Origin of the sequence: Pelagimonas varians (genome assembly GCF_003208435.1) — a bacterium.
Lineage (GTDB): Bacteria > Pseudomonadota > Alphaproteobacteria > Rhodobacterales > Rhodobacteraceae > Pelagimonas > Pelagimonas varians.
In genome coordinates this window covers 82998-96894 of record NZ_QKMF01000006.1, presented here as the reverse complement: position 1 = coordinate 96894, position 13897 = coordinate 82998, and the positions used below count along the sequence as shown (strand labels likewise).

General features: G+C 56.2%; 12 protein-coding genes. 6 read left to right on the top strand and 6 right to left on the bottom strand.

Features of this window, described 5'->3' with window-relative positions; translation table 11 throughout:
• The 3 genes from C8N36_RS09925 to C8N36_RS09915 are packed head-to-tail and all read left to right on the top strand — an operon-like array spanning position 1 to position 2443.
• The gene (locus C8N36_RS09925; protein WP_097803672.1) at positions 1 to 933 is read left to right on the top strand and encodes a bifunctional riboflavin kinase/FAD synthetase; all 933 of its coding nucleotides are present in this window, start codon (positions 1 to 3) and stop codon (positions 931 to 933) included.
• Positions 930 to 1400 carry a YcgN family cysteine cluster protein gene (locus C8N36_RS09920; RefSeq protein WP_097803673.1) on the top strand — a complete coding sequence of 157 codons (471 nt, stop codon included), beginning with the start codon at positions 930 to 932 and terminating at the stop codon, positions 1398 to 1400. The genes C8N36_RS09925 and C8N36_RS09920 overlap by 4 nt, the downstream gene beginning before the upstream one ends.
• Positions 1400 to 2443, top strand: a complete 1044-nt coding sequence (locus C8N36_RS09915) for a threonine aldolase family protein (protein ID WP_097803674.1) — start codon at positions 1400 to 1402, stop codon at positions 2441 to 2443. Before C8N36_RS09920 ends, C8N36_RS09915 begins: the two co-directional genes overlap by 1 nt.
• A gap of 20 nt (positions 2444 to 2463) precedes the next feature.
• Here C8N36_RS09915 and hspQ read toward each other — a convergent pair whose 3' ends face one another.
• On the bottom strand, positions 2464 to 2790 hold the full coding sequence (gene hspQ / locus C8N36_RS09910) for a heat shock protein HspQ (RefSeq protein WP_097803675.1): 327 nt from the start codon (positions 2788 to 2790) through the stop codon (positions 2464 to 2466).
• Positions 2791 to 3007: 217 nt separating this feature from the next.
• Between hspQ and C8N36_RS09905 the strand changes: the two genes are divergently transcribed.
• Complete coding sequence (locus C8N36_RS09905; RefSeq protein WP_097803676.1) at positions 3008 to 3598, top strand: transglycosylase SLT domain-containing protein; 591 nt, start codon at positions 3008 to 3010, stop codon at positions 3596 to 3598.
• 3 nt (positions 3599 to 3601) lie between these two features.
• Here C8N36_RS09905 and C8N36_RS09900 read toward each other — a convergent pair whose 3' ends face one another.
• From C8N36_RS09900 to C8N36_RS09885, 4 genes are all read right to left on the bottom strand, one after another.
• Positions 3602 to 4198 (bottom strand): LolA family protein, encoded by a 597-nt coding sequence (locus C8N36_RS09900; protein WP_097803824.1) that lies wholly within the window; start codon positions 4196 to 4198, stop codon positions 3602 to 3604.
• 191 nt (positions 4199 to 4389) lie between these two features.
• Complete coding sequence (locus C8N36_RS09895; RefSeq protein WP_097803677.1) at positions 4390 to 7422, bottom strand: DNA translocase FtsK; 3033 nt, start codon at positions 7420 to 7422, stop codon at positions 4390 to 4392.
• A 19-nt stretch (positions 7423 to 7441) separates the two neighbouring features.
• Complete coding sequence (locus tag C8N36_RS09890; RefSeq protein WP_097803825.1) at positions 7442 to 8611, bottom strand: aminotransferase class I/II-fold pyridoxal phosphate-dependent enzyme; 1170 nt, start codon at positions 8609 to 8611, stop codon at positions 7442 to 7444.
• A gap of 158 nt (positions 8612 to 8769) precedes the next feature.
• Positions 8770 to 10101, bottom strand: a complete 1332-nt coding sequence (locus C8N36_RS09885; RefSeq protein WP_097803826.1) for an amidase — start codon at positions 10099 to 10101, stop codon at positions 8770 to 8772.
• Between the two features lie 46 nt (positions 10102 to 10147).
• On the opposite strand from C8N36_RS09885, the gene C8N36_RS09880 reads away from it, so the two are divergent.
• A complete protein-coding gene (locus C8N36_RS09880; RefSeq protein ID WP_097803678.1) occupies positions 10148 to 11395 on the top strand; it encodes a UbiH/UbiF/VisC/COQ6 family ubiquinone biosynthesis hydroxylase in 1248 nt (415 codons plus the stop codon).
• Between the two features lie 42 nt (positions 11396 to 11437).
• Positions 11438 to 12190: an SDR family NAD(P)-dependent oxidoreductase gene (locus C8N36_RS09875; RefSeq protein ID WP_097803679.1), complete on the top strand. Its 753-nt coding sequence runs from the start codon at positions 11438 to 11440 to the stop codon at positions 12188 to 12190.
• A 90-nt stretch (positions 12191 to 12280) separates the two neighbouring features.
• On the opposite strand, the gene C8N36_RS09870 is transcribed toward C8N36_RS09875, so the two are convergent.
• Positions 12281 to 13798, bottom strand: coding sequence for a DUF2125 domain-containing protein (locus tag C8N36_RS09870; protein ID WP_097803680.1), 1518 nt, complete (start codon positions 13796 to 13798; stop codon positions 12281 to 12283).
• Positions 13799 to 13897: the final 99 nt, after the last annotated feature.

Below are 13897 nucleotides of genomic sequence, written 5' to 3'. Positions count from 1 at the left end.
ATGCGGATTATTCGAGACTACCAATTCACCACTTCCAAAGATCGCGGGGCCAGCGCCGCCATTGGTAATTTTGATGGTGTGCACCGCGGCCATCAGGCCGTCATCGAACTAGCACGGCAAGCCGCGCCGGGTGCGCCACTTGGTGTCATGACTTTTGAGCCCCATCCGCGCGAATACTTTGCCCCCGACGCCCCGCCGTTTCGCCTGATGAGCGCCGAGGCCCGCGCCTCTCGCCTCGCCAAACTGGGCGTTGACCACTTGTTTCAGTTAAACTTCAACACTGCACTGGCATCGCTAACACCGCGTGAATTTGCGCAAAACGTTATTCAAGACGGACTTGGGCTTCGTCATGTTGTTGTCGGTGCCGACTTTTGCTTTGGGCAAAAGCGATCAGGAACCGTGGCGAACCTCAAGGAATTTGGCGCGGAGATGGGCTTTGGTGTAACCATCGCTAAATTGTTAGAAACCGGAGGAATTCAAGTGTCTTCAACCGCCATTCGCACTGCGCTAAGCGACGGCCGCCCGCGCGATGCTGCTGAACAGTTGGGCCATTGGCACCGCATTGAAGGCAAGGTGATCGGCGGTGAACAGCGGGGCCGCGAGTTGGGATATCCAACCGCCAATATGTCGATTGATGGACTGCACCCACCCAAGTTTGGCGTTTATGCTGTTTTGGTGGAGGTAATGGACGGCCCTCACAAGGGCAATTACCGCGGGGCCGCATCAGTTGGCGTGCGTCCGATGTTCGGGGAAAACATGCCCAACATCGAGACTTTCGTATTCGATTTCACCGGCGACCTATATGGCGCGACCCTCTCCGTCGCCTTGGTCGATTATTTACGACCTGAACTCAAATTCGACGGATTGGATGCCTTGATCACGCAGATGGATGCGGATTGCGTTCAAGCCCGCACAATATTGGCAGCAGTATGAGCGACCCCATTAATCGGGCCGGATTGGCAAAGCGGTTTTGGGAACGCAAACCAATGGACCAACTCAGCGGTCCGGAATGGGAAGCGCTGTGCGATGGATGCGGCAAATGCTGCTTGAACAAGCTCGAGGACGAAGACACGGGCGAAGTTGCCCTGACCCGCGTTGCCTGCCGGTTGTTGGACGATGCAACCTGTCTTTGTTCCCAATATAATATCCGTCATCAATTTGTCCCAGAATGTATCGTTCTGCGTCCATCCAACATCAAAAAGAACCTGTATTGGATGCCGGAAACATGTGCTTACAAACTGGTGTGGAATGGTAAATCCCTGCCGGACTGGCATCCGCTAATATCGGGCACACCGGACAGCGTTCATCAGGCAGGGATCAGTATGCGCGGGCAAACTGTGTCCGAATACGAAATTGCCGATGAGGATTGGGAAGACCACATCATCGAGGAGCCTATCTAGTGTTTTTTGCCTCTGATAATTCCGGCCCTGTGCACCCTACTGTGTTGGACGCTCTGACGCGGGCCAACGACGGCTATGCAAAATCATATGGCGCAGATGATCTGACGGTTTCTGTAACAGCGCAAATTCGTGACTTGTTCGAAGCCCCTGACGCTGCAGTCTATTTGGTCGCGACAGGCACTGCCGCCAATGTTCTGGCACTGTCTGTGCTGTGCCAACCCTTCGAAACTGTGTTCTGTTCTGACCGCGCCCACATCCACGAAGACGAATGCAACGCCCCGGAATTCTACACCGGCGGCGCCAAGCTAACTTTGGTGCCCGGCGGCGACCGTATGTCCCCTGTGGCTTTACGCAAGGCTATTGAGGGTGAAGAAAATCGCGGTGTGCATGGCCCACAACGCGGCGCGGTGTCGATTACCAATGTCGCCGAACTGGGAAATGTTTATTCGCTGGCTGAAATGCAGGGCCTCTGCTCCGTCGCAAAAGAATACAACCTGCCCGTTCATTTGGATGGCGCGCGGTTTTCCCAAGCCTGTGCCGCATTGCAATGCACACCCGCAGAAATGTCATGGAAGTTGGGGGTCGATGTCGCGGTCTTTGGTGGGACCAAAAACGGTTTGATGGGGGTCGAGGCCGTGGTGATCTTTGATCCCAAACGCGCCCGTGAATTTGAACTCAGACGCAAGCGCGGCGCGCATCTGTTTTCCAAACACAGGTATCTGGCAGCGCAGATGCAGGCCTTTTTGCAAGACGATCTTTGGCGTGACCTTGCCAACCGCTCAAACGCCACATGCAGCCGTCTATTTGATGGGTTGCAGCGTCTGGGGATAGACATTGTCACCGAAGTGCCCGCCAACCTGCTGTTTTTCCGCCTGCCCCGCCATGTGCATCACACGTTGTTGGCACAAGGGGCTGTTTATATTCTGATGGATCCGGAAACCGGAGCTGACGATGACCTGGTCACAGCACGACTGGTTTGCGATTGGGCGCAAACCCACGAAAATGTTGATGCGTTTTTGAAGCTGGTGGAGGATGCACTGTAGCATCCCACCGCCCCCAAACGTTAGTTCAGTTGGAAATGCAGCTCATAGCTACCATCTTCGAAAGCCCCGAACAGATCGGGAATATCTGGGTGATCGACAGGTTCGCCAGAATAGTCAGCCACAAGGTTTTGTTCTGACACGTAAGCCACGTAAAAGCTTTGATCGTTTTCAGCCAACAAGTGGTAGAAAGGTTGCTTTTTGATAGGACGCGCCTCTTCTGGAATCGCTTCGTACCATTCGTCCGTGTTGGCAAATTCGGGATCGACGTCAAACACCACGCCCCGAAACGGATGCTTACGGTGCCGAACAACCTGGCCAAGGTGATATTTCGCGCGTTGATGTAACATGATCCGCCTCTTTGCCCCCCTAGGTTACCGAAAAACAACGTTACTTGTCCAACGATTGGGGATTATTTCTGGGAAACACACTGTGCAGTGCCTCCGAGTTGCGGTGATACACCCGCTATCTGCGGGATTCCATACCCTAGTGGAAATGTGATTTTCATAGGGGCGTGAATACGGTAGACTGACCTCAAAATAACAAAAGAAAAAGAGCTAGAGGCATATGAGCAAGTGGCTTCGCGCAATGGTGATTTTAACACTCGTCGCCTCCTGTGGGGGGGGCGGTTCGGGCAAAGCACCGCGCAATCTAGACAACGCCTGCGAAATTCTAAAGCAGCGTCCAAACTATTACAGGGCCTTCCGCTCGGCAGAGCGTAAATGGGGCGTGCCAGTGCATGTGCAGATGGCAACCATCTATCAGGAAAGCAAATTCATCTCGGATGCGCGCACACCGCTGCGCTATGAGCTGGGTGTGATTCCCGTAGGTCGCCAAAGTTCAGCCTTTGGGTACAGTCAGGCACTTGATGCCACTTGGAAAGAATATCTGGCTGATGAAGGCCGCCGTAGCGCCAAGCGTGACAACATCAAAGACGCGACAGACTTCATGGGGTGGTACATGAATGACACCAAGGAACAGCTTGGCATTCCGCTGTGGGACGCGCGTAAGCAATACCTTGCCTATCACGAAGGGCGCGGGGGCTATCGCCGCGGCACCTACAATTCAAAATCGTGGTTGCTGCGTGTCTCATCCGAAGTCGGGCAACGCGCCGTGACCTACAAAGGCCAACTGGCGAATTGCCGCGCCGCCCGATAGGGCTCAGTTCCGATTGAGCTTTTTGACTTCGGGCTCAATAGCAAACAACTTGTTGGGCAGGCTTTTCTTAGCCAGCCCACCAATTACCACAGTCGTCTGGCTACCGTTTCCGTCATCGATAACCCACTGGCGTAGCTGCACGGGCTGACCGGTGAATTTCAGCTGGATCGAGCCGTATTCAGGATGCTCCGGGTCACGGGCAGTCACAACTGTAGCAGTCCCGTCATAACCGTGACCTGTAACCATTCCCGTCTTAGCCAAATTGACGTTTCTCGCCAAAATAATCGATAGAGGCGTTCGGCTTAGCGGATAGGTTTCAGGCTGCCCACCCAGCTTGCGGTCAAGGATATAGACCGCCCCAGCCGAGGCTAGGACCAAGGCTTTTTCTGGTGGGTTATAGTCAAAACGCACCTTACCGGGGCGTTTGATATAAATTGTCCCCGTGGAAATCGTGCCGTCCGCATTGATCTGGGTGAACCCGCTTTCGGCAGATGTGATCGTATTGAGATAGTTCGAGATTTCGTTCAGAGAGAGTTTTTGCGCCTGTGCAGGCATGGCCGCAACCAACAAGGTCAAAGAGGCGACAAGAATACGGATCATCATTTGGTCCTTCTGCTCGTATTGCCAGCTTTGTCGCATGATCCGTTTGGATATGCGATAGCACCGGCTTCCCACTCGATATCGGGGGCGAAAGCATGCCGATCAAGGGGAAAAAGGTGCTCCTTTTCCAAGGAACGCCTTAAACTTCATCCATAAATTCCGGAAATCTCTCGGCGCGCTCGGCCCAAAGGTTATTGTTCGGGCACCAAGATTTCGCGTTTGCCGACATGGTTGGCCGAAGACACCACGCCTTCGTCTTCCATCTGTTCAACCAAGCGCGCAGCTTTATTGTAGCCAATCGCCAGTTTGCGCTGGATATAAGAGGTCGAGCATTTGCGGTCTTTGATCACAATCCCGACCGCCTGATCATAAAGCGCGTCTTCACCATTGGTGTTGCCGCCCGTATTCAGCCCCAGCACCGCGTCAATGTTGCTGGCTTTTTCGTCGTCCGGACCAGCGACAACACCGCCCACATACTCTGGCGGACCAAAGGCTTTGAGGTGGTTGACGATTTCTTCGACTTCTTCATCGGACACAAACGGACCGTGGCAGCGGGTGATTTTTGCGCCGCCCGCCATGTACAGCATGTCGCCCATGCCAAGCAGTTGTTCGGCACCCATTTCCCCTAAAATCGTCCGGCTGTCGATCTTCGACGTGACTTGGAACGAGATCCGTGTCGGGAAGTTTGCCTTGATCGTACCGGTGATAACATCAACCGACGGACGCTGCGTCGCCATAATCAGGTGGATGCCAGAGGCACGGGCCATCTGCGCCAAACGCTGGATACACGCCTCGATTTCTTTGCCCGCGACCATCATCAGGTCAGCCATTTCGTCAACAATCACGACGATATAAGGCATTTTCTTTGGCTCGAACTCATCAGTTTCAAAGACTGGCTCACCTGTCTCATCATCAAAACCGGTTTGAACCGTGCGCGAGAACATCTCGCCTTTGGCCAAGGCATCGGCAACACGGCCGTTGTAGCCGTCAATATTCCGCACGCCCATTTTGGACATCTTGCGATACCGATCTTCCATTTCACCAACGACCCACTTCAAGGCCACCACAGCCTTTTTTGGATCGGTCACAACTGGTGACAGCAGGTGCGGAATACCGTCATAGACGGACAATTCCAGCATTTTGGGGTCGATCATAATCAGGCGGCAGTCATCCGGTGTCAGCTTGTACAGCAGTGACAAGATCATCGTGTTGATCGCAACCGATTTACCGGAGCCAGTGGTCCCCGCAATCAACAGGTGAGGCATCTTGGCAAGATTGGCGACAACGGGGTCACCGCCAATGTCTTTGCCCAGCGCCAATGGCAGTTTGTGGTTGCCGTCCCCAAATTCACGGCCCGCCAGAATCTCGCGGAAACAGACCATTTCGCGGAAATCATTGGGCAGTTCGATACCGATCACGCTCCGACCGGGCACCGTGGATACACGCGCCGACAAAGCAGACATCGAACGGGCAATATCATCCGCCAACCCGATAACGCGCGAAGCTTTCAAACCCGGCGCGGGTTCAAGTTCGTACATGGTGACCACAGGACCGGGGCGGACGCTGACGATTTCACCTTTGACGCCATAATCGTCCAAAACTGCCTCAAGCATACGCGCGTTTTCTTCAAGCGCTTCATCCGACAAGTGATGACGCTCTATGCCTTCGGGGGACATCAACAAGCCCAGTGGCGGCAGTTCGTAGTCCGGCTTGTTTTCATCAAACTTCAGGCTGGGCTGCGCTTCGGCTTGGGCGCGTTTCGAGGGTAAAATCGCTTTGCGGATCTGCGGTTGAACCACTTTTTTCGGCTCGGCGACGGGGATCGGCACATGCGGCTTGGCCATGCGCGGTTGCGGTGCCGGTTCTTCGGCAATGGCCGCGACAGGGTCATCGCTCCCATAGTCGTCAAAATCGCCCATTTCGGTATAGTGATCGACCTGAGGGGCGGCAGGTGCCATCTCGGGCACTGGCGGCGGGGTGCTTTCGACATCAAAGTCTTCGTCAACCGCTTCGATCATTGGTGCCTCGTTCACCAACCCTACCGCACCAGCAGCCGTCAAGGGAGGTTCGGGCGGAAGCCCCTCAACCCGTGAAGCATTGTTCACAATCAAGGGCTGCGGCCCATGCCCACGCCCCTTGGTCAAAGGCTTGCTAGGGTCATGCTGGGCGCGTGCGGCAACCGGGCTTTCACGGCGGCGGGTTTTGACAGCATCAGCAATTTTGGATTTGATACGGTCCGCTCCGGGCGCTTCTACATCGTGATCCACGACGTTCGAGACCAATTCTGGCTCTGGCATCGGCTCTACACCTCGGCGGATCAAGGATGGCATCCGTGACAGCAATCCACCCTTGGCAGGGGCTTCTTCGGTCAGATCATCCTCGTCATCTACAAGGAAATCTTCGGGGTCAGCGGTCGCTTCAACAGCGGCCAGATCGGCACGCTGGACGCGCGGCGCAGATGGCATAGAGCTTTGTGTCGCGACCCAAGTCGCAGCTTCGGCGGCTTCGGCTTTGCGAGCGTCGCGGCGGTCGGCATTGGCGGCTTGCATACGCTGCGCAGCCCCGACAGCACCAACGGCCCCGCGTCCGGCAAAGCGCATCAGTGTGGCATAGGTCATGACCACACCTACAATAAGGAACCGGCCAATGCGGCTTAGCTCTTCACGGGTTGAGCCCAGCACAAAGGCCCCCATCAGCAAGATCACTCCGCCCAGCACCAGTTGCATGATTTTCAGGCCTACGGCCGCAGAAAAGGGCAAGATATTGAGCATTGAGCCCATAATCATATCGCCAAACAGACCGCCCATGCCAAAGTTGTGCCCCCATTCGGCGGCTTCTGGCAATCCGGCGGCATAGACAGAACAAGTGGCGATCCAAATCGGAGAGAACACAGCGCAAAAGAAACGCCCCTCGCCGATATGCGAAACAAAGCGCGCGCCCCAGATCAGCAAGGTCGCGACAATCGCCCATGCGCCAAGGCCGCAAATGGTATAGAGCGGCGCGGCAAACAGGGCCCCGAACCGGCCCATCCAGTTCTGGATCGGCGCATCGGTGGCGCTGAACCAAGACGGATCATCCGGCGAATAGGTCCCTATCGCGGCTGCGGCCATCAAGCCCAGCACAATCAATGCAATACCGATCAGCTCGCGGCCCCGTCGTTCCAGCGTTGCCGCCGTGTCGGTGTCGAACAGTGGGTCGCGTCCCTGTGCCTGAAAAGATGCCATGCCGTGCCTCGTGTTTTTATTATTCTTGTCCAAACAGACAGTCCCGAATGAGGGTCAGGCCTGTTTTGGTGTCTTCGTATGGGGCGACCAGAGCCACCCGAATATATCCATGCCCGGGATTGCCCGCTGCGGTATCGCGCGACAAATAGGCCCCCGGCAGCACCCGAACACCGGTTTGCTGCCACAGCTTTAACGTCGCGGCTTCGCCATCCTCGACAGGAAGCCAAAGGAACATGCCCGCTTGCGGTGACATATAGCCCGGCACATTACCAAATATGCGATCAGCCAAATCATATTTTGCGCCATAAAGCGCGCGGTTCTCATCAACATGCGCTTCGTCCATCCAAAGACGTTCAGACGCGCGTTGCAGCGGCAGCGGAACAGGAGCACCGGAATAGGCGCGCAATTGCTTCATCCGTGCAATGCTTTCGGGGCCGCCCGCCACAAAGCCAGACCGCAATCCCGGCAGGTTCGAGCGTTTTGACAGCGAATGAAAGGTCAGCACCCGTTCAGCACTGGCCCCCATTGCGCGGGCAACCTGCAATGCGCCAACAGGCGGTGTGTCGCGGTAAATCTCGCAATAGCATTCATCGGCAAGAATCTGGAAATCGTGTTTCTCGCCGAGGCTAATCAAATCTTGCCAATAGGCCTCGCTGGCCATTACCCCTTGCGGGTTTGCAGGCGAACAGATGTAGCACAGCGCAGCGCGATCCAGAGTTTCGGTATCCAAAGCACCAAAATCCGGCAAATGACCGGTGGCTTTGGTCGCGGGGACAAAAACCGGCTCGGCTGCGGCGGAAATCGCCGAGATCATGTAAACTTGGTAAAACGGATTGGGCATGAGCACAGTTGCGCCAGCAGGGCACAGCGCCATGCCAGCGTTGTACAATCCCTCACGGGTGCCGTTAAGCGCGAGAACCTGCGTATCAGGGTCAACTTCGACGTCATACCGACGCTGCACCCAATCGCTGATTGCGGTGCGAAGTTCAGGTGTTCCTTCGTTGGGCGGATAGCGCCCGAATTCGGCAGCATGTTCAGCGATGACTTCTGTCACCCATGCAGGGAAAGCATGTTTGGGTTCGCCAATCGACATATGCCGTACGGTTCCGCCAGGTTCATGCACGTCCAACAGGGCGCGCAAACGCGGAAACGCATAGGCCGGTAGGTTCGAAAACCGCTCGGGGAACATATTCATACTGCCTCAGGTATCGGGATCATTGGCGTCCCGTTTGGCCTACGGTACAAAATCGAGGGGCCTACTGTCCAGAATTCGCGGGTCTTCCCTCAAGTATGTGGCGCGAATGTCGCAAATTTGCGGCACACCCAATCGGGTCTGCCGCAAAACCCTTAGGCCAGCGCAGTTTCAACCGCTTTTGCAAGGCGCAACAAACGGTCTTCTTGCATGGGCCCCGCAGTGAGCAAAAGCCCGCAGCTTGGCACACCTGTCGGCAAAGTAATGCCGCATCCGCCCGTCAAGTTCCCGACTCGAGTGTTGCGCAAAGTGAGCAGGTTGGCCGTGACATAATACTGCCCTTGCTCCATCAGCTTGTCGGTTTTGGGCGGAAGGTTCGGCGCTGTCGGGCACAGTACCGCATCCAACGAAGCGGTGGCCGTAGCCCAAATTGCGCGTAGTTTTTCAAGGTCTTGCCAGGCGCGCACGTAATCTGAGGCCTTTGTGGCCTGCCCCGCCTCAAACCGTTCTCGGATCGGGGCGAACATCAAATCCGGCTGCGCCGCAATTTCTACGCCCCAAGTCGCCCAAGCTTCCGATGTGTATAAAACCCCGGCATCCGCTATGGACCGCGCCAGTTCGGGCACCTCGATCGGCACGATCTCGGCACCTGCTGCGCGCAAGCGGGCCAGACTCTCGTCATAGGCCGCAGCGACTTCGGGGCTTAGGTCTTCCATCACAATGGTCTGCAAGGCCCCAAAACGACGCCCCTTGAGCCCATAGGCACCGCGCAAATCCGGCCCGGCACGCCCCTCAAGGGCGGCAAGCATCATTGCCGCATCTTCAACCGTACGGCATAGCGGCCCCACGGTGTCGAATTTCGCGGCCAAAGGCACAACGCCTTGCAAGGACAATCGCCCTGAGGTGGTTTTTAACCCGACCAAATCATTCCAAGCCGACGGAATGCGCACAGACCCACCGGTGTCCGACCCGACAGCCGCCGCTGCCAACCCAAACGCCACCGAAGTTGCCGCACCTGACGACGACCCGCCGGCAACCGCTTCAAGATCGTTGACACAAGGCGATGTGGCGGTGACCGGGTTCAATCCCAAACCGGAAAACGCCAATTCCGACATATGGGTTTTGCCCAAACAGACCAGCCCCATCGCCGATGCCGTTTTTAGAACCGCTGCGTCTGAAACCGGCATCCGCCCCTTAAGCAATGCCGAACCCGCTTCGGTTTCGACCCCTGCCGTATCAAACAGGTCCTTCCAACTTACCGGCACCCCGTCCAAAGGCGACAACCGGCGGCCTAAAATGGCGCGCTCTGACGCAGCGTTTGCCTCAGCCAATGCGCGGTCAGGGGTAACGCGGGCATAGATCCGATCCGCCATCGGGTGGGATTGAATTGCATCCAGGAAGTGTTGTGTCAGGGCGACGGGATCAATCTGTCCTGCCCCTATTCCGCGTCCAAGGTCCGCTGCTGATTGTTTGGCCCATTTGGTCATGACACGCCCCATCTTGTTTTCAGTCACGGTAGCGGCAGCGAAGCGCATGGACAATCCGGATTTCAGGCGCATATTGCCCTTCATGAACAGCGATTTGATAATAGTGGGCGGCGGGCTTAACGGTCCGGCCCTTGCATTGGCAGCCGCGCAGGTCGGGCTGAGCAGCACCGTCATCGATTCCCTGCCTGTAGACACGCGCGAAGACTTGGATTTTGACGGGCGATCTTATGCCTTGGCCCAGTCTTCCAAGCGAATGCTGGCAGCGCTCGGTCTTTGGGGTGATTTGGCCCAAAACGCGCAGGAAATGACGGAAATCAAGGTTTCGGACGGGCGCGTCGGCGATGCCTCGGTTTTCTTGGGGTTGCATTTCGACAGTGCCGAGATCGAAGAAGGTCCGATGGGCTATATGCTCGAAGACCGCTATTTGCGCCGCGCACTATTGGCCGCAATGGAGGCCGAGCCGCGGGTGACCCACCGCGCAGGCGAAACCGTTGTGGCACAAGACTGCGACATCCACCTAGCGACAGTTTCTTTGGCCAGTGGCGAGACCCTGAGCGCCCGCCTGTTGATTGGTGCCGATGGCCGATCCAGTGGGACATGCGCCCGCGCCGGAATCCGGCGAACAGGCTGGAGCTATGGGCAAACTGCACTGGTCTGTGCGATCGCGCATGAGAAACCTCACGGCGGCGTCGCGCATCAACTGTTCCTCCCCCCCGGACCTCTGGCGATCTTGCCCTTGACCGGCAATCGCAGCTCGATTGTCTGGAGCGAGAAAGACGCGCAGGCACGGGCCGTAAATGCGCTACCAGAAGAAGAATACCTCCAAGTTTTGCGGCCTCGATTTGGCGATTTCCTAGGCGATATTTCCTTGGCTGGCCAACGCTACGCCTATCCCTTGAACCTAACGCTGGCGAATAGTTTTGTTGCCCCGCGCATGGCTTTGATCGGCGATGCAGCTCATGGGATGCATCCGATTGCCGGACAAGGGCTAAACGCCGGTTTGCGCGATGTGGCTGCGCTGGCGCATGTGATTGCCCATGCCGTTCGGCGCGGCGAAGACTTTGCCTCGCCTTTGGTTCTAGAGCGGTATCAAAGCTGGCGGCGATGGGACACGGCATCGCTTGCAGCAGCAACAGATTTGTTCAACCGGCTGTTTTCGAATGATAGCTCGCTGCTGCGCCTTGGCCGTGATTTGGGAATGGCGGTCATCGGGTCTATGCCGGGCCTGCGGCGCGGTTTTATCCGCGAAGCGGCAGGACTAACCGGAGACTTGCCGGATTTAATGCGCAAATAACACCCTGATGTTTTCGGGGACACTTGGATCTGGGAGGATTTCATGGCTGGGAAAATAGCAATTGTGACCGGCGCGGCCCGCGGGATCGGGCTGGCGACAACGGATTTGTTTTTGGAAATGGGGTGGCGCGTTGCAATGGTCGATCGCGACGGCCCCGAACTGGCCTTGGCAGCAGCAACCCGCACGGGTGTTTTGGCAGTTGAACGCGATATTTCGATCCCCGAAGCCGTCGATGACATGCTGGCACAGGTATTAGAGTGGGGCGGGCAAATCGATGCCTTGATCAACAACGCCGGAGTTGCCGATTTCGGCCCCATCGCCGATACCGATTTTGCCACATGGCGCAAAGTGATGGACACCAATTTGGATGGCGTATTCTTGTGCACGCAGGCCTGCGCCGACGCCTTGAAAGCGACTCGCGGTGCCGTTGTTAATATTGCCTCGATCAGCGGCTTGCGCGCCTCCACCCTACGGGTGGCCTATGGCACCTCGAAGGCAGCGGTGATCCAACTGTCCAAACAATATGCAGCCGAACTGGGCGAAGATGGCATCCGCGTGAATTGCGTTGCCCCCGGCCCGGTGCGCACCAAACTGGCGATGGCTGTGCATAGCCAAGACATCATCGACGCCTATCATGACGCCTTGCCGCTGAACCGTTACGGCAGCGAGCGCGAAATAGCCGAAGCAATCTGCTTCCTCGCCTCTGACAAAGCCTCGTTCATTACCGGTCAGGTGCTGGCAGCAGATGGCGGGTTTGAAGCAACTGGCGTTGGCTTGCCCTCCTTGCGAAAGTAATTTCTGAAAAGTCTGTTCAGTGCATAAGCTGGAGACAAATAAAAAAAGGGCGGGGAAATTTCCCCGCCCTTTGTCGTTGCGCAAGCCCGCTTATTTCAAGCGCTGGCCATTGGCCAAAATATGACCTTCGGCGTTGATGACAATCTCGGATGTTGCTGTGTCTGGCTCTGAGCCGGGAACAGAGAACATGCCCATCATCATACGCGCGCCCATTGCATCTTCGTCGGCCAAAAGACCCATCGCAATCAGCTGATCAAGCAACCCGTTGGCACCGGAAATGGAGACGTCCAGTTTTCCTTCGGGGCGTGGCAAGCCGTCGAAGCTTTCCATATCTGTGTTGTCAAAAGTGAAGGCACCCGAACCCATGATTTTGGCCCCGACGGCGTCAATCACCAGCTCACGCAGACTAACCGAATTCAATTCACCCGGTACACCATCCTCCATTTCGATTTTTTCCATTGCTTCGGGATCGAACAGATCGGCAAATGGCGTCACTTCGGCATCCAGTGCGACGCGGATCGTGGCCGGATCACGTGGCAAATTCGCCGCTGGATCAAAGATATTCCACAGCATTTCAGCCATCTCGAACCCACCCAGGACAACCTCGATATTGGCATCTTGTGGCGCATCCGCGGCCTTCAAAGGCACATTCAGCGAAAAGCCGGTTTCGGCCAATTGGGCGCTGATCGGCATTGGGATTTCCGGGCTGGTGACATCAACCGACACATCCGACCCGCTCAGCTTGTAGGCCATGTTGTCGCTGGACATGGCAAAAGTCAGGGAGCCCCCTCCCGAACTGGTTTTGCCGCTGGTGGCCCCCGACCGTTCAGTCACAGAGAAATCCATGCGTCCGCCGGTGTGGCCCATGGTGACATCGACACCAAAACCGGCCGCAAACATCGCCGCAGGATCGGAATAGTCGATATCCATCGGCATGACGGTTTCGCCCGATGCTGTCACGCCATTCAAAAGACCGTTCAACAGACCTGAATCTTCAGAATCCGGATCGTTAAAGGCGATGTCATAGGTGATGTCGCCATAGTCCATCGTCTGGGAAATGCTTTGCAACCCGGCTGCGCGCAAGACGGTCGATTGACCGGAAATTGGCCCAGCTTCGACGTCAACACGCAACATATCGCGAGTGATTTCTTCGCCGTCCGCCATCATCTTGCCCAAAGCAATGGTCATTTTATCTGCCGAATAGTCGTAGGTCAGATTGTCCGGATCGCCCGAAACGACCAATTTCATCGCTTCTTGGCCAAGGTTGATTGTGACATCAACATCATCGCCGCCATCGGTGCCTTTGATTGTCACGGGCATTACCGACGGGAAATCAATAGCAACAGTTCCGTCGCCCTGATCTGTCAGCGTCATGCTGTCCATGCTGAAGGCTGCAATGATGTCTTCTTCTGCCACCTGCATCGACATAACGACATCGGTCAGGTTCAGATTGCTTCCGTCCATTGCTTCGGTGGCGGTGACGGAATAGCCAAAACCTTGCATGTAAGCTTCGAGATCATCCCAAACCTGTTGCGGTGTAACATCCGCATAGGCCGGGGCTCCAAATGCGCAAAGGGCCAGCGCTGACGCCCCATAAAACCGTTTCATAATCCACCTCTTTGTCGATTGATCAAATTACCACCCTAGTGTCGTGCCCCAACGAGGGACGGTCAAGGGACTGGATTCCATACTATGTACGCTCTAACT